Origin of the sequence: Streptomyces sp. NPDC102490 (genome assembly GCF_044765285.1) — a bacterium.
Lineage (GTDB): Bacteria > Actinomycetota > Actinomycetes > Streptomycetales > Streptomycetaceae > Streptomyces.
Genome location: NZ_JBIWJU010000002.1, coordinates 366,972 through 393,629, shown reverse-complemented (window position 1 = coordinate 393,629; position 26,658 = coordinate 366,972). Strand labels below are relative to the sequence as shown.

Below are 26,658 nucleotides of genomic sequence, written 5' to 3'. Positions count from 1 at the left end.
GTGTCCCCGCTGGTGGGACGTGATGTGAGCGCTGTGCTGTGCTGGGTTCTCCGGGGCCCGGGTGCGGGCCGGGTGCGGGTGCGGGTGCGGGTGGGCGAGGGGCTAGCGCACCCAGCCCGTGAAGCTCTGGCCGACGCTGCGCGACCGCTCCGGGGCGGGCGGGGTGCCGCCGCCGTCGACTGCGGCCGACACGGCCCGCACCAGCCAGGCGTTGACCGACAGCCCCTCACGGCTCGCGGCCTCCTCGGCGCGCGTCTTGAGGTGGGCCGGCAGCCGCAGGTTGACCCGGGCGGTGCCGCCCTCGTCGCCGTCGGCGGGCGCCGGCGCCTTGAGCGTCTCGACGGGCGCGGACCGCTCTGCGGCGCCGCCGCCCTCGGTGGGCGGCAGCGTCACCACGAAGTCGGGCTCCAGCCCGCGCAGCCGTACGTCGACCGAACCGGGGGCCAGTTCGCGGGTGATCTCGTCCATCGCGGCGGAGAGCACGTTGAGCATGGTCAGCCGGGTCGCCGAGTCCAGCGGAGCGATGAGCCGCTCGGCCAGCTCGCGGGCTTCCTGGCCACCGGCTTCGGCGGCCACCGCGAGTTCGCGGCGCAGGGTGTCGACGTACGGGGTGAGGTCCATGACGCCATCATGGCACCACGATGGCGTCACGCGCAAGCCGCAATGACACCACACGCGCCAATCCGTGAGGAGCAACTCTCCGACCTGCGGAAACGCCTCAGAAATGACCAACGCCTCGGTGGCGCCATGCGTGGCACCACCGAGGCGTCGGGGTCGATCGGCTCCTGCGGGACCCGGCTCCTCAGGCCGCTTCGAGTTGCGGTTCCGGACGCGCCGGCGGCGGCACGGGCACCGGTTCCCAGCCCTTCGCGGTCCGTACGTAGCCGTGGATCACCGAGGCCATCCCCAGCAGCAGGAGCGGTCCGAAGACCCACGGGTGCCGGGCCATCTCCAGCGACAGGTAGCGCGTCGACACCAGGATCGCGGTGAACACCAGCACCCCGTGGGCCACCAGCACGCTCGCCGACCGGTCCCAGCCGCGGTCCAGGGCACGCAGCCCCGCCTCGACCGTGACCGCGAACACCACTCCGGCGACGAGGTCGATGGCGTAGTGGTAGCCGAATCCCAGCGTCGCGGTGAGCGTGGCGACCAGCCAGAACGTTCCCGCCCAGCGCAGGACACGCGGGCCCTTCCGGGAGTGGATGAAGATCACGGTGGCCCAGGCCGTGTGCAGGCTGGGCATGCAGTTGCGGGGGGTGACCCCGTCGTACGTGAACGGCTGGGGCGTGCCGATCGGCGGGAGCGTGTGCGGCCACAGGTCGGCGATCGCCCACTCCGCGCCGCCGGTGCCGAAGGCCCCGGTGCCGTAGGCGAAGACCGGACCGACCACCGGGAAGATCATGTAGATGCCCGGCCCGAGCAGACCGATCAGCAAGAAGGTGCGGACCAGGTGGTGGCGCGGGAACCGGCGCTCGGCCGCCACATGGCGCAGCTGGTACAGCGCGACCACGACCGCGGCCACCGCGAGCTGGACGTAGACCCAGTCCAGTACGTGCTCACCGACCGCTCCGGTCGCCTGCACGGCCCGCCCCATCAGCCACGACGGGTTCCCCAGCGCGTGGTCGGCGGTCGCCACGTACGGGTCGAGGACGTCGGGGCGGGTCTTGGAGGTGATCAGCAGCCAGGCGTCGCCCGTCTTGCGCCCGGCCACCAGCAGGAGGCCGAGCCCGACGCCCTTCAGCAGGAGGACCCGTTCGGCTCCGGTGCGCCGCGTCACGGCGACGACTCCGCACCCCAGGACCACCCACAGCGCGCCGTTGCCGAAGGAGTGGCTGCCGGACGCGGTGGCGTCCGCCGCCCACCGCACCAGCGCGACGGTGAGGTCGACGCCGACCGCGACGGCCGCCGCGACGAACCGCTGGCGCCAGGTCAGGACCACCATCGTCAGCGCCAGACCGGCGTAGAGCAGGGGCCCCGACGCGGGGGCGAACACCAGCTCCTTGGCCTGGTTGGTCATCGGCCCCGGCAGGCCGTAGCGGCGCGCGGCGATCTCCAGGGCTATGAGGAACGCGAGGGTCGCCGCACCCGCCACGGCCCAGAGTCCTGCCCGCGTCCCGCCCCCGGGTATTCGCGGAGTTTCCCGTGATGACATGCACAGGAAACTAGCCCATCAGTGGCTGGGCTCCGGCTGCCAGGTGAAGCCGTCCGGGTCGTCGAACGGGCGGGTGCCGCCACAGACCACGAGCCGGTGCGAACCGGTGCCCTCGGCGGACACGCCCGCGACCTTGGCGAGGGCCCGGCGCTTGTAGAGGGAGAGCTTGACGGTACCGGGGCCGGTGGCGAACTCGACGTACTTCCCGCCGAAGCTCTTGCCCACGGTGAGGCCCTGCTCGACGTAGAACCGCTTGGTGGCCCTGACGTCCTCGACGCCCAGCAGGAGCACGATCTCGTCCACGTCCCGGGTGACCGGGGCGGTGTCCTTCTTCGCCGACGTCGCGATCTGCCAGACCGTGCCGTCCGGTGCCTGGACGACCCCGCCGTAGCCCCACAGCGACTTCGCGGCGGGCTTGAGGACGGTGGCGCCGGCGTCGAGGGCGGCGGAGAACAGCGCGTCGACGTTGCCGGGCTGGGCCACCACGAGCGACAGCGTGAAGCCGCGGAACCCGCTCGTCGGGGCGTCACCGGCGCGGACCCGCACCCGCGATCCGTCGAGTCCGAAGGCGTCGGAGTAGAAGCGGCGGGCGGCCTCGGTGTCGGCCACCTCGAGGGTGACGGAGTCGATGGAGTTCATGTCCTCGACGGTAGGGGCGGGCGGGTCCGCGGTGCTTCTCGAAAACTGACCGTCCGCCGCCGGTGCCGGATCTCAGGCGCCGCCGGTCCACGCGTCCGGCCGCCCGGTCAGTACGGCGCGGACCACCTCGGCGGACGAGGCCACGACGTCGGCCGCGAAACGGCGCCGTCCGACGCCGAGCCGGCGCAGCCCCGCGCCGTGGTCGGCGACGACGACCAGGGTGGCCGCGAGGAGGAGCAGTCGCCACACGGCCAGCACGGGGCGGCGCGTCACGGCGGGGAGTTCGGCCAGCGAGTCGTGCAGCCGCGCGCAGTGGAAGGGGACGTGGCGCCGCTCGTCGGCCAGGATCCGGCCCGCCACCTCCGCGGTCAGCGCGTCGTCGGTGCCGTCCCGCAGGGCGCGGTAGTAGCGCAGCGCCACGACCTCGGCGATCATCAGCACCAGCAGTTCGGTGCGCAGGCCCAGCAGCCGCCGCAGCCGTACGAAGGCGGTGTCGCTCCAGTGGCCGCTCAGCGTCGGCCTGCCGCCCGCGGCCAGCAGCCGGGCCAGAAGCCGGGCGTGGTTCTGCTCCTCGGCGACGAAGAGCCGCACCGCCCGCGCGTAGTCGGCGTCGCCCGCCTCGTCCGCCTTGGCGACGAGGTTCGCGCCGTCACCGTCCTCGCCGACCTGGAAGCGCTGGATGCCGGCCCACACCGCCCGGTGCAGCACGGCGCCCCGCGCCCAGTCCGGGTCGCCCCGCGCCGCCCTGCGCCCGCGCTCGTCCTCGAACCGCCGTGTCCACGTGGCGAACCCGTCCGTACCGCCCACCGCGCCGCCCCTCCCCGGGGCACGGCCGCCGTACCCCGGAAGACGACGACGCAGCCGAACGCCGAACCGTTCCGCCACCCGCTCAGCCGCTCAGGCCCAGTTCACCCGCGCGCACCCCCGCCTGGAACCGCGAGCCGGCGTCGAGGGCGTCGAGCAGTTCGGCGACCCGGCGCCGGTAGGTGCGCAGCGACATGCCCAGTTCCCGCGCGGCGGCCTCGTCCGTGGCGCCCGAGCCGAGCGCGCGCAGCACCGTCCGGCTCCCGGCGTCGAGCTGCGGCTGTTCGCCCCGGAGGAAGGACGCGAGGTCGGTGGCCGCCTCCCAGGCGGCTTCGAACAGGGCGTGCACGCCGCCGACCAGGGTGGGCGCGGCGGTCACGGTGTACGCGCGGCCCCCGGGGGCGTCCGGTCCGGCAAGGATCGCCCAGCGCCGGTCGATGATGATCGTCTCGTGCGGGAGGCCACTGGCGGCGATCCGCACCCGGGCCCCCCGGGCGGTCAGCTCGGCCAAGTGCGCCCTCCCGCCCTCGCCGGCCAGCGCGGCCGGGCTGAGCAGCTTGCGGACGTGCGAGGCACCGCTGTCCCGCACCCGTGTCCGGGCGACCTGCCGGGCGGCGGGGCGGGGCCAGGTGTCGAGGTCGCGGGCGGCACAGACGAACTCCTCCCGGACCGAGGAGAAGAGGTGCCCGGCACGGGCCAACAGCTCCAGATCACCGTGCACCGTCATGCTCTCTGCCATACGGCCATTGTGACGCGTACGCCCTCGCCGCCCCTCGGGATCGCCTCCCCCGGTGCCGGGGGCACCCGACGGGCATCCCGGAGCCCGGTGACTCGTGCGGCCCAGCAGGGCCCACGCCCCGACGACACGGGGCCCGGCGCCATCACGCTGCCCCGGTGCCAGAGGCGGCCACCGGCCCTCCAGCGCTCCGGTCCTCGGGCCGTCCCGACGGGCATCTCCCACAGCCCGGCAGGTCTCGCGGCCCGTCGGCGCCAGGGCTCGGAGGGTCCCGGCGGGCGGTCGGCCGGGGGCGGTGCTGCGGGGTGTGTTGGCAGCAAGCTGCCACGGGCTCGTCGGGTGGGGGCGGTGCCGCGCAGGGTGGGCACATGAGCAACGACTTCCGCCTCGGCGGCGATCTTCCGATCGGGCGGCTCGGCTTCGGAGCCATGCGCCTGCCCACCCACAGCTTCCACGGCCCGGCCCGCGACCGGGAGACCGGCCGTGCCGTGCTGCGCCGTGCCGTGGAACTCGGCGTCAACCACATCGACACCGCCGCCTTCTACACCAGCGGTGACGGCTCCGTCCGCGCCAACGACCTGATCCGCGAGGCCCTGCACCCCTACCCGGACGACCTGGTGATCGCCACCAAGGTCGGGCCGCTGCGCACCCCGGACGGCGGTCTGGAGGCGACCACCGATCCGGGCGCGCTGCGGGCACTGGTCGAGGAGAACCTGGACACCCTGGGCGTCGACCGCCTCGACCTGGTCTACCTGCGCATCGGCGGCATAGAACCGCCGCCGCACGGCGAGTCCGTCGCCGCCCGCTTCGAGGCGCTGGCCGCACTGCGCGAGGAGGGCCTGATCCGGCACCTGGGCCTCAGCCACGTGGACGCCGGGCACCTCGCCGAGGCGCGGGCGATCGCCCCCGTGGCGGCCGTCCAGAACCATTTCCACACCGACGGTCGCGACGACTCGGAGGTACTGGCCCGCTGCGAGGAGGCCGGCATCGCCTACGTGCCGTACTTCCCGCTGGGCGGCGGCCTGAGCGACATCGGCGGGGATCGTATCGCCAAGGTCGCGGAGCGGCACGGCGCCACGGTCCCGCAGATCGCCCTGGCCCGGCTGCTCGCCTCCTCGCCCGTCACCCTGGCCATCCCCGGCACCGGCTCCCCGGCCCACCTGGAGGAGAACACGGCCGCCGGTTCGATCACCCTCACCGCCGAGGACCTCGCCGACCTCAACTGACCGCCCGTGCGGACGTGTCCTTTGTCTCGGTACGGGGGTGTCCGTGGCAGGCGCGGGGGTGTCCGTGACAGGTGTGGGGCGATATCTGCCGTGACGGCGGGAGAAAATCCTGCGCGGGCCCGGGAATATTCCCTAAGCGGCCGATCGGGGCCAGATTTTCGCCGCCGCCCGGCCGATCACGGCGTGCTAGTGTCGACGGAAGTTGCAGTTGTGGTTGGTTGCCTGAAGGTTTTTTCCGACGGGGTGATCATCACGGCGACCGGAGTGCACACAGGGTGAACTCCGAGCACCGTACCGAAGGAGAAAACATGGCTTCCGGCACCGTGAAGTGGTTCAACGCCGAAAAGGGCTTCGGCTTCATCGAGCAGGACGGCGGCGGCCCCGACGTCTTCGCCCACTACTCGAACATCAACGCGCAGGGCTTCCGCGAGCTGCTCGAGGGTCAGAAGGTGACCTTCGACATCGCGCAGGGCCAGAAGGGCCCGACGGCCGAGAACATCACCCCGGCCTGACGCTCACGCATACTCCGCAGCTGGGGCCCGCACCTTGGGGTGCGGACCCCAGCTCGCCGCGTTTCCGGGCGCCCGGCGCCCGACCCCGCCGCGGGGGTCACCGATTTCTCCCCGCGCATTCGATTCACCCGCGTTCCCCGCAATTCACCAATTCTCCCGGTCCGCTCGGCGCACCACGCCGATTTCGGCCGGGTCGGCTCGTTCTTGCGATTCCCTGCGCCGCTCTACCGCTGCGGGTCTCCCTTGATACGTGCCGTATCAAGGAAGGTTCCCCATGAACCGCACACGCACCAACGACCGCCGCCGCTCCGGCGAAGGCCCCCGTCGCTCCCGGTCGGCCGGCCGCCCGCAGAACTCCGGCCGCCGTCCGGCCGCCGCCCCCCAGGGCGGCGAGTTCGCGCTGCCGGAGACGGTCACCCCGGCGCTGCCCGCCGTCGAGACGTTCGCCGAACTCGACCTGCCGGCCCGCATGCTGGCCGCCCTCGGCGACCAGGGCGTGGCCGTCCCGTTCCCGATCCAGGCGGCGACCCTGCCGAACTCCCTGGCCGGACGGGACGTACTCGGCCGCGGCCGCACCGGTTCGGGCAAGACGCTCGCCTTCGGCCTGGCCCTGCTGGCCCGTACGGCCGGCAAGCGCGCCGAGCCGCGGCGTCCGCTCGCCCTGGTCCTCGTCCCCACCCGTGAGCTGGCCCAGCAGGTCACCGACGCGCTCAGCCCGTACGCCCGCGCCGTCGGCCTCAGGTCGGCCACCGTGGTCGGCGGCATGTCGATCGGCCGGCAGGCCGGGGCGCTGCGCTCCGGCGCGGAGGTCGTCGTCGCGACCCCCGGACGGCTCAAGGACCTCATCGACCGCGGCGACTGCGCCCTCGGCGACGTCACCATCACGGTGCTGGACGAGGCCGACCAGATGACCGACATGGGCTTCATGCCTCAGGTCACCGCCCTGCTCGACCAGGTACAGCCGGACGGGCAGCGGATGCTGTTCTCGGCCACCCTGGACCGCAACGTCGACCGGCTGGTCCGCCGCTACCTGACCGACCCGGTGGTCCACTCCGTCGACCCCTCGGCCGGTGCCGTCACCACGATGGAGCACCACGTGCTGCACGTGCACGACGAGGACAAGCAGCGCGCGACCGTCGAGATCGCGGCCCGCGACGGCCGGGTCATCATGTTCCTGGACACCAAGCACCGGGTGGACCGGCTGGTGAAGCAGCTGCTGAAGAGCGGGGTGCGCGCCGCCGGACTGCACGGCGGCAAGTCCCAGCCGCAGCGCACCCGGACCCTCGCCCAGTTCAAGGACGGGCAGGTCACGGCGCTGGTGGCGACCAACGTCGCGGCCCGCGGCATCCACGTCGACAACCTCGACCTGGTGGTCAACGTGGACCCGCCCGGCGACCACAAGGACTACCTGCACCGGGGCGGCCGTACCGCCCGGGCCGGCGAGTCCGGCAGCGTCGTCACCCTGGTGACGCCGGACCAGCGGCGCGAGATGACCCGGCTGATGTCCCTGGCCGGTATCACCCCGCAGGTCACCCCGGTCCGTTCGGGCGAGGCGGACCTGGCCCGCATCACCGGTGCGCAGACCCCCTCCGGTGTCCCCGTCGTCATCGCCGCGCCGGTCGTGGAGCGCCCCCGGCGCACCGCCGCCGGCTCGGGTTCCGCGTCCCGCGGCCGCCGCGGCCGTTCCTCGCAGGGGCGTGCCGGCGGACAGGGCGCCGGTGCCCAGGCCACCCGCTCCGGCACCGCGCAGCCGCGCACCGGCCAGGGCCGCGCCGCCCAGGGGCGGCCCGCCGGTGAGGCCCCGCGCCGCAGGCCGCGCCGCCAGTCCACGGGCGGGTCGGCCGGTTCGACCGGCTCGGCGGCCTGAGTCCGCTCGGCCATCCCCGACGCCCCCGACCCCACCGGAAAACCCCGGCAGGTCCCTGGGACGCCCCGCCCCGGGACCGACCGGACCCACCCCACCCCCGCCCCATCCCGCTTGTGGAGGCATCATGCGCTGTGTCATCGCCCGGTACCCGTTCGACCTCACCAAGGGCGGGGTGCTGGACTCCATGAAGGGCATCACGCCCGAACCCGTCACCGGTGAGTCGGTCACGATCGGCCGTCGCCGCTACCCCGTCAAGCAGGTGGGCGAGGTCATCACCCGGCAGGACCGACGCGACTTCTCCGGCGGCGAGGTGACCCGGGCCATGGCCCGCCTCGGCTTCACCTGCCACCCCGCCCCCGGCGCCGAGCCCGCGCCGTCGGCGCCCGCCCCCACGCCGGTCGAGACGGCGTCCGCGCTGCTCGGCGGCACCGGCGTCCCCCAGGAGCACTGAGGTCAGGACAGTCCCGTGGCCCGGCCCCCGTCGTCCCAGCGGACCTCCAGCACGCGCTGGACGGCCGCGCGGTCGAGGGGGCCGAACACGTGCGGGAAGCGCGTGCCCGCGGCGACGCCCGGGGGCGGCGCGGGGTCGGCGGCCTCCCACGCGCACCTCGCGGTGAGCCGGTCCTCGTCCACGAGGAGCGCCACCAGCGGCCGGGGCGCGGCACGGTAGAAGGCGTTGACGACGGCGAGCGTGGTCTCCTCGTCGGGCGAGCAGTGGACGAACCCGTCCTCCGCGAGGGAGGCGGGCGCGTACGGCTGCCCCGGGTCGGCGTTCCACTCGGCCAGCGGCACCACGTGATAGATCATCGCCCTGTTGTAGCAGCCGGGCCGCCCGCGGCGGCCGGGCCGTCCGGCTCCGCGGGGTCGGGCGCCGAGGGTGTGGGGGCCGCGGTGCCGGGTGCGCGCGACGGCGCCTGCCCGACGGGCGGGTCGCTGGGCTCGGCCGACGGCCCGGAGACCGCCGGCTCGGAGGGCGACGGTGCGGCGGCGGACGGGGCGGGGTGCTCGGTCGGCCGGGCCGGGCCGGTGCCGGGCGCCCGTGTGGAGTCGCTCGGCGGGGCCGGGCTCGGCGAGGCCTCCGGTGTCGGGGCGGCCGGGGCCGGGGCCATGGGGGGTGTCTGGCGTGCGGGCGGGGCCGGGACCGCCCCGTGCAGCGGCAGCGCGATCAGCGCGGCGGCGGCAGCGGTCGCGGCGGCACCGGCGGCGGCGCGCAGCAGGCGGCGCCGGGACGCCGCCCGGCGGATCGCCTCGTAGCGGCCCGGCGGCGGGCCCAGGTAATCGGCGCCCGGGCGCAGCACGACCAGCAGGGGATCGTCGCCGTCGCGGTCGAACCCGGGCTCGTCCATCTCGTCCTCAAGGCGTGTGGTCAAGGCTTCTCCTCAGATGGACGCGGAGCAGTTCGCGGGCCGCGTGCAGGTCGGCCTTGACGGTTCCCTCCTTGCGTCCGGTCAGCACGGACACCTCCCGGATCGGCATGTCGGCGTAGTAGTGGAGCAGGATCGGCACGCGCAGTCGCTCCGGCAGGGACTGTACGAGCAACCGCACCGAGGGGTCGGCCTGTTCGGGGTGCGGGCGCACGGCGACCTCCGCGGTGACCCGGCGCACCGCGCGGCGCTCGCGCTCCAGCTTGCGCCAGTGGTCGCGGACCAGGTTGGCGGCGGTGACGTAGAGGAAGCCGCGGGGCTCCTCCACGGACGTCCAGCGGGCCCAGAGCCGGGTGAACGCCTCCGAGGCGATCTCGTGGGCCGTCTCGTCGTCGTCGACGAGCCGGCGGCACCAGCCGGCGAGGCGCGGATACAGGGCGGCGAACAGCTCGGACGCCGCCCTGTCACGGGACCGTTTCAACGCTCTCCATGGTCGTGAGGGTGTGCGGTGGCGCACCAGGGCCCTTCCTAGCCGCCCTTGGTGGTGCTCAGTTCGGCGAAGACGATGACGTTGTCCCGGTACTCCTCGCCGTCGCGCGGGCCGCCGCAGGTGATGAGCCGCAACTCCGGCCCGGCCACGTCCCCGTAGACGTCCTGCGTCGGGAAGTCGGCCTTCGCCACCGTCCGTACGGCCGTGACCGTGAACGCGGCGGCGGTGCCGTTCTCCAGGCGGGCCTCGATCCGGTCGCCGCGGTGCAGCCGCGCCAGGTGCCGGAAGACCCCGTCGCCGTACCGGCCCACGGTGACGTGGCCGAGGAGGACCGACGGGCCCACCTGGCCCGGGGTCGGCGAGTGCCGGTACCAGCCGGCGCGGTCGTCGGCCGTGACGGGCGGGACCTCCACCGTGCCGTCCGCGGCCAGCCCGAGGCCCATCACCGGGGTGTCGACCCCGAGGGCGGGGATGCGCAGCCCCACCGGCACCGAACGCGCCAGGGGCCGCGCCGACCTCGCCGGGGCGTGCGCGGGCGGTGCCGCCGTGGCCGTCGTGGGCGCCGGGCGGCCGGGGGCGCTGTCGGCGTCCCCCTGGCCGCCGCCGCAGCCCACGAGCAGCGCGGCCAGTGCGGCGGTCGCGAGGGCGCGGCCGGGGCGCGGGATCATGCGCCGGTCGCCGCCGCCCGTCGGCGGCGGACGACGAGGAGCACCGCGCCGCCCGCGAGCAGCACCCCGCCGGCGCCCGCCCCGACCACGGACGCGTCCGTCCCGGCCGGGTCCGCGGGCGCCGCCACTCCGGTGTCGGCCGCGCCCTCCGGTACGACGGAGACCTGGCCGTCGGCGGGCGCGGGGGCCGGTGCCTCGGTCGCCTCGGCGGGGACGCTGACGGACGGCGCGGGGGCGGGGGCCGCGTCGCCGGGGCCGGTGCCGGGGCTCGGGGCGCTCGCGGCGGGTGCGGAGGGGGCCGGGGTGGGGTCGTCGGCGAACGCGGGCGCGGTGCCCGCCAGTACGGCGGTGCAGGCCAGGGCCACGGCGGTGAGGATGGTTCGGCGCATCGGGTCGCTCTCTCTCGTCGTCGGCGCACCACGTGGGGGGTGGTGATGCGGGTCGGACGGAGAGACGAGGCGGGGACCGGGCGGGTTGTAAAGGAATGGCAAAGCCGTCGCCGTGCGTGGCCGCCCCCGCTCCTTACGGACCCGTGACGTGCCGGGCGGCGGGCCCGGTCCGGCGCCCCGGCAGCCCTAGCGTGTCGGGCATGCGCGTACTGGTCACCGGCAGCGCCGGTTTCATCGGGTCCCACGTCGTGGAGGCCCTGCGGGAGCACGGGCACGAGCCCGTCGGCTACGACGTCCGCGAGGACCCCGGCGCCGACGTGCGCGATCCGGCGGCCCTCGGGCGGGCGCTGGCCGGGGTGGACGCCGTGTGCCACCAGGCGGCGATGGTCGGCCTCGGCAACGGGGTCGCCGACGCGGCGGAGTACGTCTCCCGCAACGACCTCGGCACCGCCGTGCTGCTCGCCGCGATGGCCGGTGCGGGCGTTCCGCGGCTGGTGCTGGCCGGGTCGATGGTGGTGTACGGGGAGGGGCGGTACGCGTGCCCCCGGCACGGGGTGGTGCGGCCGGGGCCGCGCGCCGTCGCCGATCTGGACGCGGGCCGGTTCGAGCCCGCGTGCCCGGAGTGCGGGGCGGAGCTGTCACCGGGGCTGGTCGGCGAGGACGCCCCGGCCGACCCGCGCAACGTGTACGCCACGACCAAGCTGGCCCAGGAGCACCTGGCCGCCGCCTGGGCGCGGACGACCGGCGGGACGGCGGTGTCGCTGCGCTACCACAACGTGTACGGCCCCCGGATGCCCCGCGACACCCCATACGCCGGGGTCGCCTCCTTCTTCCGGTCCGCGCTGGCCCGCGGCGAGGCCCCGCGCGTCTTCGAGGACGGCCGCCAGCGCCGGGACTTCGTGCACGTGCGGGACGTGGCCGCGGCGAACGTGGCGGCGCTGGAGGCCGCCGGGCCGCCACGGGGCGCCCTCCGCGCCTACAACACCTGCAGCGGTCAGCCGCACACGGTGGGCGAGATGGCCGCCGCGCTGGCCGCCGCCCACGGCGGACCCGAGCCCGTCGTCACCGGCGAGTACCGCCTCGGCGACGTCCGCCACATCACCGCCGACTCCACGCGGCTGCGGACCGAGCTGGGCTGGCGCCCGCGGGTGGGATTCGCCGAGGGCATACGGGAGTTCGCGCGGGCGGGCCTGCGGGGCGCGTGACCCGCCGGGGAGGTGCCGCTCAGGCCTGCGCCAGGGGCAGGGTCACCTCGAAGCGGCAGCCGCCGGGGATGTTGCGGACCGTGGCCCGGCCGCGGTGGGCCTCGACGATGCCGCGGACGATGGCGAGGCCCAGACCCGCCCCGGCCGGGGGCGTACGGGCGTGGGTGCCGCGCCAGCCGGTGTCGAAGACCCGCGGCAGGTCCTCCTCGGGGATGCCGCCGCAGCCGTCGGTCACGGAGACCACCACGCCGTCGGCGGACCGCTCGGCGGCGACCGCGACCGTGCCGTCGGCCGGGGTGCGGCGGATCGCGTTGACCAGCAGGTTGCCCAGGACCCGGCTCATCTCCTTGCCGTCCACCTCGACGGGTACGGCCGCCACCGCGTCGCCGACCAGCCGTACGCCGTGCCGGCGCGCGAGCGGGTCCGCACCCGCGAGGGCGTCGCCGACCAGGTCGTAGAGCGAGATCCGGGCCGGCGTGAGGACGAGGGTGCCGGCATGGATGCGGGAGAGTTCGAAGAGGTCGCCGACCATGTCGTTGAGGCGTTCCACCTCGGCGCGGATCTGTCGCAGGTAGCGGTCGGGGTCGGCGGCGACTCCGTCCTCCAGCGCCTCGGACATGGCGCGCAGTCCGGCCAGCGGGGTGCGCAGGTCGTGCGAGATCCAGGCGACCAGCTCGCGCCGGGAGGTCTCCAGGGCCCGCTCCCGCTCCCTGGAGAGGGCGAGCCGGGCGCTGGTGGCCGCCAGTTCGCGGCTGAGCGCGTCCAGTTCGGCGGTCGCCGGGGTGGTGGGGGCCGCGTAGTCCCCTTCGTCGCCGAACGAGCGGGCTGCCGCCGCCAGTTCACGGCTGCGGGCGACCACCCAGCGGCCCAGCAGCAGCGCCGTGGCCAGGGAGACAACGGCCGCCATCGCCACGACGGTGGTGACGACGGACAGGTCGTGCGGGGACAGGAACATCGCCCAGGCGACGGCGAGCGTGCCGGCGAGCATGGCGAGGACGGCGACCGCCGCGACGACCGCGAGGGACGCGGTCAGCGAGCGCCGCCGGATCAGCCGCAGCACGGCCGCGCCCAGCAGGCCGGCGGCGGCGGCGCCCGCGAAGGCGTAGAGGGCGATGAGGAGGGTGGCGTGCACGGTCAGTCCGCCTCCCGGCCGGCGGGGTCGAAGCGGTAGCCCACGCCCCACACCGTCTGGATCAGCCGGGGCCGGGCCGGGTCGTCCTCGACCTTGCCGCGCAGCCGCCGGACGTGGACGGTCACGGTGGACAGGTCGCCGAAGTCCCAGCCCCACACCTCACGCATCAGCTCCTCCCGGGCGAACGCCCGCCCGGGGTTGCGCAGGAAGAAGACGAGCAGGTCGAACTCGCGGAGCGTGAGCGCCAGTTCGGCGCCGTCCTTGGTGGCCCTGCGGGCGGCCGGGTCGGCGGTGAGACCGGCCGCGGACGGCGGGCGGGGTGCCGGGGCCGGGGACGGGGACGGGCGGGTGCGGCGCAGGACGGACTCCACGCGCAGCACCAGTTCGCGCGGGCTGAACGGCTTGGTCACGTAGTCGTCGGCGCCGACCTCCAGGCCGAGGACACGGTCGTCCTCGTCGCCCCGCGCGGTCAGCATGATGACCGGCACCGGCCCCTGCCCGCGCAACCGCCGGCACACCTCCAGCCCGTCCATGCCGGGCAGCATCAGGTCGAGCACCACCAGGTCCGGCCGGTTGACGGCGGCCCGCTCGAGCGCGGCGGGCCCCTCACCGGCCCGGTCCACGCGATAACCGGCCCGCACCAGATAACCGGCCACCACCTCCGCGACGGTGGGATCGTCATCCACGACGAGAATCCGGGCGGGGGCGGGGGTCGCGGCGGCGGATGCGGCGGCAGGGGCGGCTGCGGGCCGAGCGGCGGGGGCGGCTGCGGGGTCAGCTGCGAGGGCGGCTGCGGGCTCACTCGCGGAGACGGCTGCCACCTCGGCCACGGGTTCACCAGCTGCAGGATCGGCCGCGGCTCCGGCCGTGCGTCCAGCCGCCGTGACGGCCGCAGGGGCGGCTACGGGTCGAGCGGCGGGAGTGGCCACGGGCCCAGCCGTGGAGGCGGCCCCGACCTCGGCCACAGGTTCACCAGCTGCGGGATCGGCCGCGGGATCGGCCGCGGGCCCGGCCGTGCGTCCAGCCGCCGCGACGGCCGCAGGGGCGGCTACTGGTCGAGCGGCGGGAGTGGCCACGGGCCCAGCCGCGGAGGCGGCCCCCACCTCGGCCACGGGTTCACCAGCCGCGGGATCGGCCGCGGGTCCGGCTGTGCGCCCAGCCGCCGCATCGGTCGCAGGGGCCGCCGGAGGTGCGGTGGCGGGTCCTGGCGCGGGTTCAGCCACCGGAACGGCCGCAGGCCCGGACGCGGAGGCGGGCGCGGGCCCGGCCGCGAGGGCGGTCGCGGGTTCGGCGGCCGGTGGGGCCGGTGGGGTGGGCTCGGGGGGCTGCTGGTGCATGGGTTCAGCCTCGCACCGTGTTCTCGTCGGTGTGTCTGCCGTGGGCGGCCGGGGCGCCGACGTCCGTGTTTCGTAAGGACTGGAAGCCCGATTCGTCCGGTTCCGGTTCGTAGGGTGAACGCCGTGACCACCTCGCCCGCTTCGGACGTCGACGTCGTACTGCCCTGCCTGAACGAGGCCGGGGCCCTCCCCTGGGTCCTGGCCCGCGTGCCGGCCGGCTGGCGTGCGCTCGTCGTCGACAACGGCTCGACCGACGGCTCGGCCGACCTCGCCCGCTCGCTCGGCGCCACCGTCGTGACCGAGCCGCGCCGCGGTTTCGGCGCCGCCTGCCACGCCGGACTGAGAGCCGCGACCGCCGACGTCGTCTGCTTCTGCGACTGCGACGCCTCCCTCGACCCGTCCCTGCTGATCCCCTTCGTGGACGAGGTCCGCGCCGGCACCGCCGACCTCGTGCTCGGCCGCCGACGACCCCAGGTCAGGGGCGCGTGGCCCGTGCACGCCCGGGCGGGCAATCTCGCCCTGGCCCGGATGCTGCGCCGCCGCACCGGCCTGCGGCTGCACGACCTCGGCCCGCTGCGCGCCGCCCGCCGCGAGCGGCTGCTCGGCCTCGGCCTCACCGACCGGCGCAGCGGCTACCCGCTGCAAATGGTGGTGCGGGCCGCCGACGCGGGCTGGCGGATCGCCGAGCACGACGTCCCGTACCTGCCCCGCACCGGCGCCTCGAAGGTGACCGGGACCTGGCGCGGTACCTGGCACGCGGTGCGGGACATGCGCCGTGTGCTGGCCGAGCCGCCGGCCGGCCGTACGGGGACCGGCGAGCGGAGCGGCGTCCGGTGAGCGCCACGACCACCCTCCTCGTCATCGCCAAGGAACCGCGCCCCGGCCGGGCCAAGACCCGGCTCACTCCGGCCCTCACCCCCGCCTCGAAGGTGACCGGGACCTGGCGCGGTACCTGGCACGCGGTGCGGGACATGCGCCGCGTGCTGGCCGAGCCGCCGGCCGGCCGTACGGGGACCGGCGAGCGGAGCGGCGTCCGGTGAGCGCCACGACCACCCTCCTCGTCATCGCCAAAGAGCCGCGCCCCGGCCGGGTCAAGACCCGGCTCACCCCGCCCTTCACCCCCGGCGAGGCGGCCGCGCTGGCCGGGGCGGCCCTCGCCGACACGCTGAGCGCCGTGGCCGCGGCGCCCGCGCGGCGCCGGGTCCTGGTGCTCGACGGCGCCCCCGGCCCCTGGCTGCCGCCCGGCATCGACGTCGTACCGCAGGGCGCGGGCGGTCTCGACGCACGCCTCGCGGAGGCGTTCGCCGGGTGCGCGGGGCCCGCCCTGCTGATCGGGATGGACACCCCTCAGGTGACGCCGGACCTGCTCGACGTGGACTTCCGCGACTGCGACGCGTACCTCGGTCCGGCCGAGGACGGCGGCTTCTGGGCCCTGGGTCTGGCCCGGCCGGAGCCCGCCCTGCTGCGGGGCGTGCCCATGTCGACGCCGGTGACGGGGGCCGTGCAGCGTGAGCGGCTCCTGGCGGCGGGACTGCGGGTGCGCGAGCTGCCGCCCCTGCGCGACGTCGACACCGCCGCCGACGCCCGCGCCGTCGCCGCCCTGGCCCCGGACGGCCGCTTCGCCGCCCGGCTGGCGGCCTGCACCCCGGCCGCGGACCGGCGGGCGAGCCGGTGAGGGGGAAGGGGGCCACGCGCCTCGCCCCCGGCCGCCCGTCCCCCGGCCCCGCCCGTGCGGCGGCCTCCGGCCCCGCGTGGGACGCCTCCGACCCCTACGCCGCCGCCCTGCGGTCGGGACACGGGCCGCTGTTCCTGCGCCGCGCCGACGGCTGGCTGCTGCCGCTGGAGGTGGAGCGCTGGTGCGCCCGGGCCGACGCGGTCGACCTGGAGGTGCTGGACCGCTGCGAGGGCGCCGTGCTCGACGTGGGCTGCGGACCCGGCCGCCTGGTGGCCGAACTCGCCGCCCGGGGCCGGACCGTGCTCGGCATCGACGTCAGCGAGGCCGCCGTCACCCGCACCGTGCGGCTCGGCGGGCCGTCCCTGCGGCGCTCCGTGTTCGAGCCGCTGCCCGGCGAGGGACGCTGGGACACCGTCCTCCTCATGGACGGCAACGTCGGCATCGGTGGCGATCCCCGGGCCCTGCTCGCCCGCGTCGCCGCCCTGCTCGCACCCGGCGGCCTGCTGATCGCCGAGACCGCCCCGGCCGACGTCGACGAACGCGCCCACGTGCAGCTCGTCGACGACACCGACGCCCACGCCCCCGGCAGCCCGTTCCCCTGGGCGCGCCTCGGCACCCGCGCCCTGCTGCGCCGCGCGGGCGCGGCCGGCTGGCGGACCGGCGGTCAGTGGACGTCGGGCGGGCGCCGCTTCGTCGCGCTGCGCAGCAGCCGCCCGGCGAGCAGCAGCGCCGAGCCGCCGAACAGCACCGCCGTGATCAGCAGCCAGCGGGTGAGGAAGCCGTCCGCCGACAGCCCGGTGACCCCCGCGTAGCTCGCGTCGACCCGGCCGCCGATCAGCGGGAACCACACCAGCAGGAGCAGCCCGGAGCAGGCCGCCGGGAACCGGACGTACGAGGCCCACTCCCGGTGGCGCACCGCGCCGAGCCCGCGGGTGAGCGCCCGGTCCGCCACCGAGTACAGCGGCAGCAGCACCAGGTCGTGCAGGAGCGCCGCCCCCACGAACCAGAGGGCCACGCCGAGCCAGTCGTCGGCGAGCAGCCGCACGCCCGCGTAGCCCGCGAGGGCGAAGGAGCAGGCGAGCAGGAGGATCTGGAAGGGGCCGCCGATCCGGAGGTGCCGGGGCCGTAGCCGCCCGCGCACCTCGCGTACGCGCTTCATCCCAGGTCTCCGAAGGTCATCCGGGCCACCCACTTGGTGTTCAGCACGCCGGGTGCGGCGGGCACGATGATCCGGGCCGGGTGGCCGTGGTCGGGGCTCAGCTCCGCGCCGTTGACGTACAGGGCGAGCAGGGAGCGCGGGTCGGCCACCTGGTTGGCGCGCAGGGCCCCGCTGCGGAAGGCGCCGCGCCGCTGGAGGGACTCGACGAACACGTCCGGCGGGTCGTCCTCGTGGCCCACGCGCGCGGCCAGGTCCCGCAGCCGCACCCCGCGCCACCACTGGTCGGACGTCGACCAGCCCTCGACGCAGGCGATGGGCAGGGCCACGCTGTGCTGCTCCATGGCGAGCAGTTCGGCCCGGCTCAGCCGGACGGTGCCCGCGCGTCCCGTGACGACGAGCCGCCAGGTGTCCGCACGGGTCTCGGCCGGGTCGATGCCCACGTGGGCGGCGGTCTTGTTGATCTGGAAACCGTTCGGGCCGCTGCCCGGCTCGGGGCCGCCGTGCGGGGCGAGTACGGCGGTGGCCCGCAGCGGCCCGTCGAAGCCGCGCCCCGCGCTGGTGGCGAACATCAGGAGCGAGCCGCCCCCGACGACCCACAGGGCCCCGCGCCGCGAGACGGTGGGCGCGGCCGGCCGGGGCGAGACCAGGTCGTCGCGCTCCTCGCGCAGCGCCCGGAGGTTGCGCAGCGCGGCCGGCGTCTTCAGCACGGCGTGGGCGAGGAACGCGGCGAAGAAGACCCAGGCGCCGTAGAAGTGCAGGGGGTAGAAGGAGCCGGGGAAGAGGTAGTCCAGCTGGATGTTGAGCACCCCGGTGACGCACTCGAACAGCGCGCCCCCGACCAGCAGCAGCAGCGAGATCCGCTCCAGGGCGTGGGCGAGCGAGCGGACCGGCGGCAGCGTGAACAGCCTCGGCACCACCGACCACAGCTTGGCCAGCAGCACCGGGATCAGGACCAGCCCGAGGGTCACGTGGACGCCCTGCGTGAGGCGGTACAACCAGGGCGGGTCGGTCGGCCAGGCGAAGAGGTAGAAGCCGAGGACCCCCTTGTCCGGGGTCTTGTCGTTGACCGGCGACAGATCGGGGTTGTAGGCGGCGTACGACAGCAGCCCGGTCACGAACAGCACGGTGATGCCGACGAGCAGGACGAGGCCGAGCACCGACGTGAACCAGGGCCCGCGCAGCGGGCTGCGCCAGAAACCCGGGGAGGAGGGAAGCCGTGGGGCGAGGTCGCGCATGTGCCGACGGTAGGCCGGGAGGTGCCCTCCGGACGGTCCGCGACCCATGACGAAACGCTGACGTCCGCCGTGCGCACCGCCCGCCGCGCGATCTCCCGGCCTACGGTGCCGGGGTGACCTCGACCCGCCCGCGCTCCGTCCCCCGCGACCTGTACGCCGCGACGGCCGCCGTGCTGCTCGTGACGGCCGCCGTCCTGGTCGGCCGGTACGTGTACACCTACGACGACCTGATCGTCGGCTGGCCGCCGCTGCTGGGCCGCTGGGACCCGCACCTGGGACCGGGCACCCCGGCCGCGCTCGTGGTCGCGGCGGCGGTCGCGGCGTACGGCCCGGCCGTCGCCGCCCGGCTGCCGTGGCGCGCGCTGCTGCCCTCGGTCTGGGGGGCGGCGCTGGCCTGGATCTGGTCGCTGGCGCTGGTCGACGGCTGGGAGCGGGGAGTCGCCGGGCGGCTCGCCACCCGTCAGGAGTACCTCTCGGTCGTCGGCCGCTGGCACGACGTCCCGGCGACCCTGCGCGACTTCACCGGGCACATCCTGCTGCACTCCCCCGACAACTGGCCCGCGCACGTGGCCGGTCATCCCCCGGCGGCCACGCTCGTCTATGTGCTGCTCGACCGGATCGGGCTCGGCGGCGGGGGCTGGGCGGGGGCGTTCACCATCACCGTGGGCGCGACGGGGGGCGTGGCGGTGCTGGTGGCGGTGCGGGCGCTGGCGGGCGAGCGGCTCGCCCGGCGGGCGGCGCCCTTCCTGGTGCTGGCACCGGCCGCGGTGTGGCTGGGCACGTCCGCCGACGGCTGCTTCGCGGCGGTCGCCGCGTGGGCGGTGGCGCTGCTGGCCCTCGCGGTCACCGGGCGCTCACCGTGGTGGGCGGCGGGCTCGGGACTGCTGTTCGGGCTGACCTGCTACCTCTCGTACGGCCTGACGCTGTGCGCGGTGATCGCAGCGGCGGTGCTGCTGCTCGGCCGGCGCGGGGTGCGGGAGCGGCCGGTGCTCCTCGTGCCGCTGCTCGCGGGGGCGGCGGTGGTGCCGGTGGCGTTCACGGTGGCCGGGTTCGACTGGTGGGAGGCGTACCACCTGCTGGTCACCCGCTACTACGAGGGCGCGGGCGGGGTCCGCCCGTACGGCTACTGGGTGTGGGCCAATCTCGCCTGCACGGTGCTCATCACGGGCCTGGCGACGGCGGCGGGACTGCGGCGGGCCGGGGGCGTGCTGGCCGCCCGGGGGCGGACCGGGGACGCGGAGGCGGAGGGTGGGCGCGCCGGTGGCGGGCGGGCCGGGGAGGTCCGGCTGGCGTGGCTCGTGGCCGCGGGGCTGCTCGCTCTGCTGGCGGCCGACCTGTCCGGCATGAGCAAGGCGGAGACGGAACGCATCTGGCTCCCCTTCGCCCTGTGGCTCCTTCCGGCCTGCGCCTTCCTCACCCGCCCGCGCGGCTGGCTGACGGCGCAGGCGGTCCTGGCGCTGCTCCTCAACCACCTGCTGGCCACCGGCTGGTGACGCCGGGCGCGGGCGCCCACACGCCGAGGGCCCGCACCGTACGGTGCGGGCCCTCGATACGTACGTCGGACGTACGCCGTGCGTACGTCGCGCAGGTGTTACGCGGGGATGATGTTCTCCGCCTGCGGGCCCTTCTGGCCCTGCGTGACGTCGAAGTTCACCCGCTGGCCCTCCTGGAGCTCACGGAAGCCCTGCGCATTGATGTTCGAGTAGTGGGCGAAGACGTCGGCGCCGCCGCCGTCCTGCGCGATGAAACCGAAGCCCTTTTCGGCGTTGAACCACTTCACGGTACCGGAAGCCATGCTTTTTTCTCCTAGGCAGTGCTGAAGGCCCACACCGTGTGGGCCCTCCCATCGCTGCGATGATCACCTGCCCGGAAACCCGGTAACACAAATGGCAACCACAACTGCAACTGATGTCCAGCCTAGCACGTAATACCTCGCCGGGCCGGGAAGAAATCACCGGGAAAGATCTACCTTTTTCCCCGCCGGACAATTATTCCCGCGCCGGACGAATAATTGTTTCAGCGGGACGAGATTTCCGTTCGCCGCGGTGTCGCTCAGCGTCCGAGGAGCAGGACGCCGTACCGGCCGAGCACGGACGACTGGAGGGTGTGGCCCTCGGCGCAGCGCCAGCCCCAGGAGCGCAGGGCCTGCACGGTCGCGCCGTCGGTGCGGTCCACCAGCGTGACGCCGAGGGCGGCGTCGTGCTCGGCGAGCAGGCGGGTCTGCAGGCGCCGGGCGAGGTTCCAGGCGCGGTCCTGGTGCTGTCGGCGCACCCGGGCCGGGACGACGATCCCGGAGACCAGGAAGAGCCCGCCCGACGCGGCGACGGGCAGCACGGCCCTGGGCAGGTACGGCTCCAGGCCCCGCACGCCGCGCGGGTCGCCGCCGGGCACCGGGTAGCCGTAGGCACAGCCGGTCAGGACGGTCGTCTCCGCGATCAACAGGCAGAAGCCGGGACGCCGTACGTCGGCGCGCAGATGGCGCAGGAAGGCACCGCGGGCCGCGTTCCACACCCGGGGGCCGCCGCCGGAGGTCCGCGCGTACAGGTCGCCCAGCTCGGCGAACCGGTCCTCGATCTGACGCCGGCTCAGTGGCCGCAGCCGTTCGCCGGCCTGCGGTGAGGAGCCGTACACCCGCCCGGGGCGGCGCGGGACCGGCCGGGGGTTTCCGGCGGACTTCTCGTGCGGTTCTGTGGTCGCCGGTCGCACCGGCACGTGCACCGTCATGAGGCGAGTCCTGCCCCGGGCTCGGGCGGTTCGTTCCGGCCCGGCGTCGTCGATCGCCGGAAGCGGCACCGGTGTCGGGGCCGGTGCGCGTGGTGCCCCCGGTTCCTCCACCGTACTGCGGGCCCCGCCCGCCGTCCCGGCAGGTCAGCTCCCGCAGGGCAGGTCCACGTCCAGGACGGTGGGGCCGCCGGGCGGGCTGGTCAGGCGCAGGGTGCCGTCCAGGGCCGCGACGCGGCGGCGGATGCCGGTCAGGCCCGAGCCGCCGTCCTCGTCGGCGCCGCCCCGGCCGTCGTCCTCGACCAGCAGGCGCAGCCGGCCCCCGCGGGCCCGGACCGTGACCGAGGCCCGTGCGGCTCCGCTGTGCTTGGCGATGTTCGTGAGCGCCTCGGCCACCACGAAGTACGCCGTCGCCTCGACCGACGCCGCGCACCGCTGCGGCACGTCGGCCTCGACCCGGCACGGCACCCCGCAGTCCGCCGCCAGTCCCGACAGCGCGTCCGCGAGACCGCGGTCGGCCAGCACCGGCGGCAGGATGCCCCGCGCCACCGAACGCAGCTGGGCCAGCGCCTGCTCCGCGGCGGACTGCGCCCGTTCCAGCAGCTCGTCCGCCCCGGCGGGGTCGCGCGCCGCCATCCGCCGGGCGGCGCCCAGCAGCACCGTCACCGACACCAGCCGGTTCTGCGCGCCGTCGTGCAGGGACCGTTCGATCCGGCGCAGTTCGGTGGCGTGCGCGTCCAGGGCCGCGGCCCGGGTGGCGGTCAGTTCCGCCACCCGCAGCGACAGGTCCGTGTCCGGGCCCGCCGCGAGCAGCCGCCGGGCCGGGGCGGCCTGGAGCCGCGCCATGCCGGGGCCCAGGCCCAGGAGGATCGCGGTCCAGCCCACGCCCAGCAGCATCGCCGCGACCGCGTCCAGCCAGGTGTGCGCGGTGCCGACGCCCACGGACGTGGTGGTCGCGTCCTCGGGGACCAGCCGCCACCACAGCGGGAAGCTGGTGTCCCGGACGGCGCAGAGCGGCAGCAGGAAGCCGAGCAGCCCCAGCAGGAACCCGAGGGTGGCGTGCCGGACCAGCCAGCCCAGCTCGCGCCGGGTGGTGGGGTCGGCCAGGGCGGGGCGCAGCCGGGTGGGCGGCGGGTCGGGCGGGACGATCTCGACGCCCCGGCGGGACAGGCGCCGGCGTTCCCGGCGGGCGAGCGCGTGCAGGGCGCGCAGGGCGGCGGGGGCGAGCAGCAGGCCCACGCCGACCGGCGCGGTCACGGCGGCCAGGGCCACCAGCGGCAGCACGCCCAGCGCCAGGAACGCCGTGCCGAGACCGCCGACGAGCTGCCCCGTCGCCGCACCGGCGGCGCGCAGGGTCCGTACGGCGGTCTCCCGCACGGACGTGATCGACACCGTCATCCGCCTGCCTCCCTCCGGGCCGTGGGCTCCGCTCCGGCGTGGCCGACCCTATGCCGCCGCATGGGCCGGTGACGGGTGCGGAGCCGGAAAGTACAGCCTGCTGTACCTCGGACCGGGCGGCCCACGGGATCGGCCGCGGGGGGTCGCGGTCCCTAGCGTCGGAGACCACCGAGAGCGACGCCGACGGAGGCCGCAGCCATGACGCACCAGGACCACCGGGATCATCGGGACCACCGGGATCAGTGGGACGACCGAGACCGCCGGGACCACCGGGACCCCTATCGGCTGGGTGCTCCCCAGGCCGCCCCCGGCTCCGTCCCCGGCGGCGGCCCGGACGCCGTCTCCCGCGGGGACGTGCTGCGGACGCTGCTGTGGGCCGTGGTGGTGCTCAGCGCGGTCGCCAACATGGCCCTCTCCTTCGCCGGTGCCGCGACCGCGCTCCACCTGGCCAGCGGCGTGGTCACCGTGCTCGCCGCCGGGACCCTCGTGGTGCGCGGTCTGCGGGGGCGGCGATGAGCACCGCCGCCGTACCGGCCGTCACCGCGCGCAGGGCGCCCGCCATCGCCCTGGACCGGGTCGCCCGGACGTACCCGGGCGGCGTACGGGCCCTGGACGAGGTGTCGCTGACCGTGGAACACGGCACGTTCCTCGCGGTGATGGGGCCCTCGGGGTCCGGCAAGAGCACGCTGATGCACTGCGCCGCCGGCCTCGACTCCCCCACGTCCGGCAGCGTCCGCATCGACGGGCAGGAGATCTCCGGCCTGAACGAGACCCGGCGCACCGAACTGCGCCGCGCACGCGTCGGCTTCGTGTTCCAGGCGTACAACCTGATCCCCTCGCTCAGCGTCGAGGACAACATCACGCTGCCGCTGCGGCTGGCCGGCCGGCGCCCCGACCGGGACTGGCTGCGGACCCTGACCGAGCGGGTGGGGCTGACCGACCGGCTGTCGCACCGCCCGGCCGAGCTGTCCGGCGGCCAGCAGCAACGGGCCGCCGTGGTACGGGCGCTGGCGGCGAAGCCCGCCGTCGTCTTCGCGGACGAGCCGACCGGCGCGCTGGACCTGCGCAGCGCCCACCAGGTGCTCGACCTGCTGCGCGCCCTCGTCGACGACCTCGGTCAGACGGTGGTGATGGTCACCCACGACCCGGCCGCCGCGGCCCGCGCGCACCGGGCGCTGGTGATGGCCGACGGCCGGGTGGTCGAGGCCCTGGAGCGGCCGACGGCCCCGCGACTGGCCGAGCGGCTCGTCGCGTTGGGAGAGCGGTAGCCATGCTGCACCTCGCCCTGCGCATGGCCGCGCACCGGATCACCGCCCTGCTCGCCGTGGCGTGCGCGGTGCTCGGCGGCGCGGCCCTGATCACCACCACCGGCGTGCTCGCCGAGTCCGGGCTGCGCTCGCAGCTGCCGCCCGGACGGCTCGGCGGCGCGGACGTCGTGGTCGCCGCCGAGCAGGAGTTCCACCCGAGCGGCGACCTGCCGCTCGCGCTGCCCGAGCGGGCCACGGTCCCGGCCGCGCTCGTCGACCGGCTGGCCGGACTGCCCGGCGTCACCGCGGCCGTCGGCGACATCGGTTTCCCGGCCGCGCTGGTCGACGGGCGCGGCCGGCCCGTCGCCGTCGCCCAGGAGCCGGGGACGGCGGGTCACGGCTGGTCCTCGACGCGGCTGCTGGCGGACGCGCGGATCGAGGGGCGGGCGCCGTCCGGCGCGAAGGGGGTCGCCGTGGACGCGGCGGCGGCCGACGCGGCGGGCCTCGCGGTGGGCGACCGGGTCCGGATCGTGGCGAACGGCCGCCCCGCCGCCTTCTACCGGGTCTCCGCGCTGGTCGACGCCCCGGGCGCGGACGGCGTCTACTTCGCGGACCGGACGGCCGCCGCGCTGGCCGGGCGCGACGCCGGGAGCGAGGGCCCACGGGCCGGGACCGTCGACCTGGTCGGGTTGCGGGCCGCCGACGGCGCCGGGGCACGGGTCGCCGCCGCCGTCCGCGAGGAGGTGGCGGGCACGGGCCTGGCGGTGACCACCGGCGCGGACCGGGGCGACGCGGTGGCACCCGGCGTGGGGTCGGCGCGTTCGTTGCTGGTCCTGCTCGCCGGTTCGCTCGGCGGGATCGTGCTGCTGATCACCGGGTTCGTCGTCGCGGGCGCGCTGGGCGTGACCATCGCCGGGCAGCGCCGCGACCTGGCGCTGATGCGGGCCGTCGGCGCGACCCCGAAGCAGATCCGCCACCTGGCCGCCGCGCAGTCGACGGCCGTCGCGGTGATCGCCCTGGTGCCGGGTGTGGCGGCCGGCTACCTGCTGGCGGGACGCTTCCGGGACCTGCTGGCCGGCCGAGGCGTCCTCCCCGACGAACTCCCGCTCGTGCTCAGCCCGTTGCCCGCCCTCGCCACCCTGCTCCTGGTGGTGGCGGCCGTGCGGCTCTCCGCCCGGTGCGCGGCCTGGCGCACCTCGCGGATGCCGGCCACCGAGGCGGTCGCCGAGTCACGCAGCGAGCCGCGCACACCGTCGCGGGGGCGGACCACCGCCGGGTGGCTGCTGATTCTCGGCGCCTGCGCGCTGTCGGTGGTGCCGCTGCTGTCCCGGACGGTCCTCGGGGCCTCGGTCACGTCCATCGCGGGCATCCTCGCCCCGATCGGCCTGGCGCTGTCCGGCCCGGCCCTGGTCAAAAGCGCGGGCGAGGCCGTCGTACGGCGGCTGCGGCCCGGGGTGGCGGCGCCGACGTGGCTGGCGCTGTCCAACGTACGGGCCTACGCCCTGCGCCTGTCGGGGGTGGTCAGTCCGCTGGCGATGGGCGTCGTCTTCGTGCTGACCTACACCCTCGCCCAGACCACGGTGCTGGCCGCCACCGCCGAGGACACCCGCACCGGCACGCTCGCCCAGTACGAGCTGACGGCACCGGCCCTGGGCGGGCTGCCCGAGGGCACCCTGTCCGCCGTGCGGGAGGTGCCCGGCGTACGGGCGGCGGAACCGGCGGGGACGACCACGGTGGTGTGGGAGTACGAGGAACTGGGCGAGCCCGCGGCCGAGTCGGCCTCGGCGATGATCCTGGCGCCGGACGCCGGGGACGTCGTGGACCTCGGGGTGACGGACGGCGGCCTGGACCGGCTGACCGGGGCGACGATCGCCGTCAGCGACGAGGCGGCCCGCACGCGCGACGCCGGGCTCGGCAAGCGGGTGCGGCTGGTGCTCGGCGACGGGGCGCGCGTCGACGCCCGGGTCGTCGCCGTGTACGACCGGGGGCTGGGCTTCGGCCCGGTCGTCCTCTCCCGCGAACTGGCCGCCGGGCACACCACGACCGGCCTCGACCAGCGGGCCCTGGTCCGCACCGACGGCACGCGGGAGGCGGGGCGGGCGCTCGCCGAGCTGGCCGACGGGCGTCCCGGCCTCGCCGTCGCGAGCACCGCCCCCGACGCCACCGGTGCGGACGCGCCGCCCGAGGTGTGGATCAACCTGGCGGTGGTCGTGGTGCTCCTCGGCTATCTGCTGCTGAGCATCGCCAACAAGCTGGTGGCCGCCACCGCCCAGCGCCGGGCGGAGATCGCCGCGCTGCGCCTGGTCGGCACGACCCCGCGGCAGATCCGCGCGATGATGCGCCGCGAGGCCGAGGTGATCGCCGCCGCGGCCCTCGTCTCCGGCCTGCTGCTGTCCGCCGTCCCCCTGGCCCTCCTCGGCCAGGGCTTCCTCGGCCGTCCCTGGCCGGCGGGCCCGGCCTGGCTCCTCCCGGCGGTGGCGGCGACGGTGGTGCTGACGGCCTACCTCACCATCGAACTCCCCACCCGCCACGCCCTGCGAACCCCTCCGGCAGACGCCCTGCGCACCGGCTGACGCGGGGCGGGGGATACGGGGATACACGGGCCGCCGGGCCGCTACGTCCGGCGGCCCACCCGTCAACGCCCTCGCGGCACGCGGACCTCACGGCCGGGCGAACGACCGGCACACGCTGCGGCCGGGCGT

General features: G+C 76.0%; 28 protein-coding genes and 1 pseudogene. 13 read left to right on the top strand and 16 right to left on the bottom strand.

The window, feature by feature from the left end:
• Window positions 1–102: 102 nt before the first annotated feature.
• From ACIRGB_RS05270 to ACIRGB_RS05250, 5 genes are all read right to left on the bottom strand, one after another.
• On the bottom strand, window positions 103–621 hold the full coding sequence (locus ACIRGB_RS05270; RefSeq protein ID WP_403858805.1) for a hypothetical protein: 519 nt from the start codon (window positions 619–621) through the stop codon (window positions 103–105).
• Between the two features lie 181 nt (window positions 622–802).
• The gene (locus tag ACIRGB_RS05265; RefSeq protein ID WP_403858803.1) at window positions 803–2,092 is read right to left on the bottom strand and encodes a phosphatase PAP2 family protein; all 1,290 of its coding nucleotides are present in this window, start codon (window positions 2,090–2,092) and stop codon (window positions 803–805) included.
• 78 nt (window positions 2,093–2,170) lie between these two features.
• Window positions 2,171–2,791, bottom strand: a complete 621-nt coding sequence (locus ACIRGB_RS05260) for a glyoxalase (RefSeq protein ID WP_403858801.1) — start codon at window positions 2,789–2,791, stop codon at window positions 2,171–2,173.
• Window positions 2,792–2,863: 72 nt separating this feature from the next.
• Window positions 2,864–3,598 carry a ferritin-like domain-containing protein gene (locus ACIRGB_RS05255; RefSeq protein WP_403858799.1) on the bottom strand — a complete coding sequence of 245 codons (735 nt, stop codon included), beginning with the start codon at window positions 3,596–3,598 and terminating at the stop codon, window positions 2,864–2,866.
• Between the two features lie 82 nt (window positions 3,599–3,680).
• Entirely contained in the window at window positions 3,681–4,334 is a 654-nt protein-coding gene (locus ACIRGB_RS05250; RefSeq protein ID WP_403858797.1) for a DNA-binding response regulator, read from the bottom strand.
• A gap of 365 nt (window positions 4,335–4,699) precedes the next feature.
• Here ACIRGB_RS05250 and ACIRGB_RS05245 point away from each other — a divergent pair, with 365 nt between their 5' ends.
• From ACIRGB_RS05245 to ACIRGB_RS05230, 4 genes are all read left to right on the top strand, one after another.
• A complete protein-coding gene (locus ACIRGB_RS05245) occupies window positions 4,700–5,557 on the top strand; it encodes an oxidoreductase (RefSeq protein ID WP_403858795.1) in 858 nt (285 codons plus the stop codon).
• 308 nt (window positions 5,558–5,865) lie between these two features.
• Window positions 5,866–6,069: a cold-shock protein gene (locus ACIRGB_RS05240; protein WP_003975209.1), complete on the top strand. Its 204-nt coding sequence runs from the start codon at window positions 5,866–5,868 to the stop codon at window positions 6,067–6,069.
• A gap of 274 nt (window positions 6,070–6,343) precedes the next feature.
• On the top strand, window positions 6,344–7,936 hold the full coding sequence (locus ACIRGB_RS05235; protein ID WP_403858793.1) for a DEAD/DEAH box helicase: 1,593 nt from the start codon (window positions 6,344–6,346) through the stop codon (window positions 7,934–7,936).
• Window positions 7,937–8,060: 124 nt separating this feature from the next.
• On the top strand, window positions 8,061–8,387 hold the full coding sequence (locus tag ACIRGB_RS05230; RefSeq protein WP_403858791.1) for an SCO5918 family protein: 327 nt from the start codon (window positions 8,061–8,063) through the stop codon (window positions 8,385–8,387).
• 2 nt (window positions 8,388–8,389) lie between these two features.
• Here ACIRGB_RS05230 and ACIRGB_RS05225 read toward each other — a convergent pair whose 3' ends face one another.
• The 5 genes from ACIRGB_RS05225 to ACIRGB_RS05205 are packed head-to-tail and all read right to left on the bottom strand — an operon-like array spanning window position 8,390 to window position 10,847.
• Window positions 8,390–8,743 (bottom strand): DUF952 domain-containing protein, encoded by a 354-nt coding sequence (locus ACIRGB_RS05225; RefSeq protein WP_403858789.1) that lies wholly within the window; start codon window positions 8,741–8,743, stop codon window positions 8,390–8,392.
• Window positions 8,740–9,306: a hypothetical protein gene (locus ACIRGB_RS05220; protein WP_403858787.1), complete on the bottom strand. Its 567-nt coding sequence runs from the start codon at window positions 9,304–9,306 to the stop codon at window positions 8,740–8,742. The genes ACIRGB_RS05225 and ACIRGB_RS05220 overlap by 4 nt, the downstream gene beginning before the upstream one ends.
• Entirely contained in the window at window positions 9,290–9,781 is a 492-nt protein-coding gene (locus ACIRGB_RS05215; protein ID WP_003975205.1) for an RNA polymerase sigma factor, read from the bottom strand. The genes ACIRGB_RS05220 and ACIRGB_RS05215 overlap by 17 nt, the downstream gene beginning before the upstream one ends.
• A 47-nt stretch (window positions 9,782–9,828) precedes the next feature.
• Complete coding sequence (locus ACIRGB_RS05210; protein WP_403858785.1) at window positions 9,829–10,458, bottom strand: class F sortase; 630 nt, start codon at window positions 10,456–10,458, stop codon at window positions 9,829–9,831.
• Window positions 10,455–10,847 (bottom strand): sortase-dependent protein, encoded by a 393-nt coding sequence (locus ACIRGB_RS05205; protein WP_403858783.1) that lies wholly within the window; start codon window positions 10,845–10,847, stop codon window positions 10,455–10,457. Before ACIRGB_RS05205 ends, ACIRGB_RS05210 begins: the two co-directional genes overlap by 4 nt.
• A gap of 200 nt (window positions 10,848–11,047) precedes the next feature.
• Between ACIRGB_RS05205 and ACIRGB_RS05200 the strand changes: the two genes are divergently transcribed.
• Window positions 11,048–12,052, top strand: coding sequence for an NAD-dependent epimerase/dehydratase family protein (locus ACIRGB_RS05200; RefSeq protein ID WP_403858781.1), 1,005 nt, complete (start codon window positions 11,048–11,050; stop codon window positions 12,050–12,052).
• 19 nt (window positions 12,053–12,071) lie between these two features.
• Here ACIRGB_RS05200 and ACIRGB_RS05195 read toward each other — a convergent pair whose 3' ends face one another.
• Complete coding sequence (locus tag ACIRGB_RS05195; RefSeq protein ID WP_403858779.1) at window positions 12,072–13,184, bottom strand: sensor histidine kinase; 1,113 nt, start codon at window positions 13,182–13,184, stop codon at window positions 12,072–12,074.
• Window positions 13,185–13,186: 2 nt separating this feature from the next.
• Entirely contained in the window at window positions 13,187–13,879 is a 693-nt protein-coding gene (locus tag ACIRGB_RS05190) for a response regulator transcription factor (protein ID WP_403859308.1), read from the bottom strand.
• Between the two features lie 756 nt (window positions 13,880–14,635).
• On the opposite strand from ACIRGB_RS05190, the gene ACIRGB_RS05185 reads away from it, so the two are divergent.
• The 4 genes and pseudogenes from ACIRGB_RS05185 to ACIRGB_RS05170 all read left to right on the top strand — a co-directional run bounded on the left by ACIRGB_RS05185 (window position 14,636) and on the right by ACIRGB_RS05170 (window position 17,008).
• Window positions 14,636–15,358, top strand: coding sequence for a glycosyltransferase family 2 protein (locus ACIRGB_RS05185; protein WP_403858777.1), 723 nt, complete (start codon window positions 14,636–14,638; stop codon window positions 15,356–15,358).
• Between the two features lie 83 nt (window positions 15,359–15,441).
• Window positions 15,442–15,561: pseudogene (locus ACIRGB_RS05180) on the top strand (glycosyltransferase); the annotation flags it as partial.
• A complete protein-coding gene (locus ACIRGB_RS05175; protein ID WP_403858775.1) occupies window positions 15,558–16,196 on the top strand; it encodes a DUF2064 domain-containing protein in 639 nt (212 codons plus the stop codon). The pseudogene ACIRGB_RS05180 and the gene ACIRGB_RS05175, both read left to right, overlap by 4 nt.
• Window positions 16,193–17,008, top strand: coding sequence for a class I SAM-dependent methyltransferase (locus tag ACIRGB_RS05170; protein ID WP_403858773.1), 816 nt, complete (start codon window positions 16,193–16,195; stop codon window positions 17,006–17,008). Before ACIRGB_RS05175 ends, ACIRGB_RS05170 begins: the two co-directional genes overlap by 4 nt.
• A gap of 343 nt (window positions 17,009–17,351) precedes the next feature.
• On the opposite strand, the gene ACIRGB_RS05165 is transcribed toward ACIRGB_RS05170, so the two are convergent.
• Entirely contained in the window at window positions 17,352–18,590 is a 1,239-nt protein-coding gene (locus tag ACIRGB_RS05165) for a molybdopterin-dependent oxidoreductase (RefSeq protein ID WP_403858771.1), read from the bottom strand.
• Window positions 18,591–18,703: 113 nt separating this feature from the next.
• Between ACIRGB_RS05165 and ACIRGB_RS05160 the strand changes: the two genes are divergently transcribed.
• Window positions 18,704–20,083, top strand: a complete 1,380-nt coding sequence (locus ACIRGB_RS05160) for a hypothetical protein (RefSeq protein ID WP_403858769.1) — start codon at window positions 18,704–18,706, stop codon at window positions 20,081–20,083.
• 98 nt (window positions 20,084–20,181) lie between these two features.
• Here the strand turns inward: ACIRGB_RS05160 and ACIRGB_RS05155 are convergent, their stop codons facing one another.
• The 3 genes from ACIRGB_RS05155 to ACIRGB_RS05145 all read right to left on the bottom strand — a co-directional run bounded on the left by ACIRGB_RS05155 (window position 20,182) and on the right by ACIRGB_RS05145 (window position 22,709).
• Window positions 20,182–20,385, bottom strand: coding sequence for a cold-shock protein (locus ACIRGB_RS05155; RefSeq protein ID WP_403858767.1), 204 nt, complete (start codon window positions 20,383–20,385; stop codon window positions 20,182–20,184).
• Between the two features lie 257 nt (window positions 20,386–20,642).
• Window positions 20,643–21,314 carry a hypothetical protein gene (locus ACIRGB_RS05150; RefSeq protein WP_403858765.1) on the bottom strand — a complete coding sequence of 224 codons (672 nt, stop codon included), beginning with the start codon at window positions 21,312–21,314 and terminating at the stop codon, window positions 20,643–20,645.
• A 144-nt stretch (window positions 21,315–21,458) separates the two neighbouring features.
• On the bottom strand, window positions 21,459–22,709 hold the full coding sequence (locus ACIRGB_RS05145) for a sensor domain-containing protein (protein ID WP_403858763.1): 1,251 nt from the start codon (window positions 22,707–22,709) through the stop codon (window positions 21,459–21,461).
• A 198-nt stretch (window positions 22,710–22,907) separates the two neighbouring features.
• Between ACIRGB_RS05145 and ACIRGB_RS05140 the strand changes: the two genes are divergently transcribed.
• The 3 genes from ACIRGB_RS05140 to ACIRGB_RS05130 are packed head-to-tail and all read left to right on the top strand — an operon-like array spanning window position 22,908 to window position 26,529.
• The gene (locus ACIRGB_RS05140) at window positions 22,908–23,225 is read left to right on the top strand and encodes a hypothetical protein (protein ID WP_403858761.1); all 318 of its coding nucleotides are present in this window, start codon (window positions 22,908–22,910) and stop codon (window positions 23,223–23,225) included.
• On the top strand, window positions 23,222–23,977 hold the full coding sequence (locus ACIRGB_RS05135) for an ABC transporter ATP-binding protein (protein WP_403858759.1): 756 nt from the start codon (window positions 23,222–23,224) through the stop codon (window positions 23,975–23,977). The genes ACIRGB_RS05140 and ACIRGB_RS05135 overlap by 4 nt, the downstream gene beginning before the upstream one ends.
• Before the next feature lie 2 nt (window positions 23,978–23,979).
• A complete protein-coding gene (locus ACIRGB_RS05130; protein WP_403858757.1) occupies window positions 23,980–26,529 on the top strand; it encodes an FtsX-like permease family protein in 2,550 nt (849 codons plus the stop codon).
• Window positions 26,530–26,658: the final 129 nt, after the last annotated feature.

Bases quoted from the DNA above. Each gene is read 5' to 3' on its own strand.
- ACIRGB_RS05210 (WP_403858785.1), bottom strand. From the start codon at position 10,458: ATGATCCCGCGCCCCGGCCGCGCCCTCGCGACCGCCGCACTGGCCGCG.
- ACIRGB_RS05225 (WP_403858789.1), bottom strand. From the start codon at position 8,743: ATGATCTATCACGTGGTGCCGCTGGCCGAGTGGAACGCCGACCCGGGG.
- ACIRGB_RS05140 (WP_403858761.1), top strand. From the start codon at position 22,908: ATGACGCACCAGGACCACCGGGATCATCGGGACCACCGGGATCAGTGG.
- ACIRGB_RS05270 (WP_403858805.1), bottom strand. From the start codon at position 621: ATGGACCTCACCCCGTACGTCGACACCCTGCGCCGCGAACTCGCGGTG.
- ACIRGB_RS05235 (WP_403858793.1), top strand. From the start codon at position 6,344: ATGAACCGCACACGCACCAACGACCGCCGCCGCTCCGGCGAAGGCCCC.
- ACIRGB_RS05155 (WP_403858767.1), bottom strand. From the start codon at position 20,385: ATGGCTTCCGGTACCGTGAAGTGGTTCAACGCCGAAAAGGGCTTCGGT.
- ACIRGB_RS05245 (WP_403858795.1), top strand. From the start codon at position 4,700: ATGAGCAACGACTTCCGCCTCGGCGGCGATCTTCCGATCGGGCGGCTC.
- ACIRGB_RS05260 (WP_403858801.1), bottom strand. From the start codon at position 2,791: ATGAACTCCATCGACTCCGTCACCCTCGAGGTGGCCGACACCGAGGCC.
- ACIRGB_RS05130 (WP_403858757.1), top strand. From the start codon at position 23,980: ATGCTGCACCTCGCCCTGCGCATGGCCGCGCACCGGATCACCGCCCTG.
- ACIRGB_RS05230 (WP_403858791.1), top strand. From the start codon at position 8,061: ATGCGCTGTGTCATCGCCCGGTACCCGTTCGACCTCACCAAGGGCGGG.
- ACIRGB_RS05240 (WP_003975209.1), top strand. From the start codon at position 5,866: ATGGCTTCCGGCACCGTGAAGTGGTTCAACGCCGAAAAGGGCTTCGGC.
- ACIRGB_RS05145 (WP_403858763.1), bottom strand. From the start codon at position 22,709: ATGACGGTGTCGATCACGTCCGTGCGGGAGACCGCCGTACGGACCCTG.
- ACIRGB_RS05150 (WP_403858765.1), bottom strand. From the start codon at position 21,314: ATGACGGTGCACGTGCCGGTGCGACCGGCGACCACAGAACCGCACGAG.
- ACIRGB_RS05200 (WP_403858781.1), top strand. From the start codon at position 11,048: ATGCGCGTACTGGTCACCGGCAGCGCCGGTTTCATCGGGTCCCACGTC.
- ACIRGB_RS05205 (WP_403858783.1), bottom strand. From the start codon at position 10,847: ATGCGCCGAACCATCCTCACCGCCGTGGCCCTGGCCTGCACCGCCGTA.
- ACIRGB_RS05165 (WP_403858771.1), bottom strand. From the start codon at position 18,590: ATGCGCGACCTCGCCCCACGGCTTCCCTCCTCCCCGGGTTTCTGGCGC.
- ACIRGB_RS05250 (WP_403858797.1), bottom strand. From the start codon at position 4,334: ATGGCAGAGAGCATGACGGTGCACGGTGATCTGGAGCTGTTGGCCCGT.
- ACIRGB_RS05135 (WP_403858759.1), top strand. From the start codon at position 23,222: ATGAGCACCGCCGCCGTACCGGCCGTCACCGCGCGCAGGGCGCCCGCC.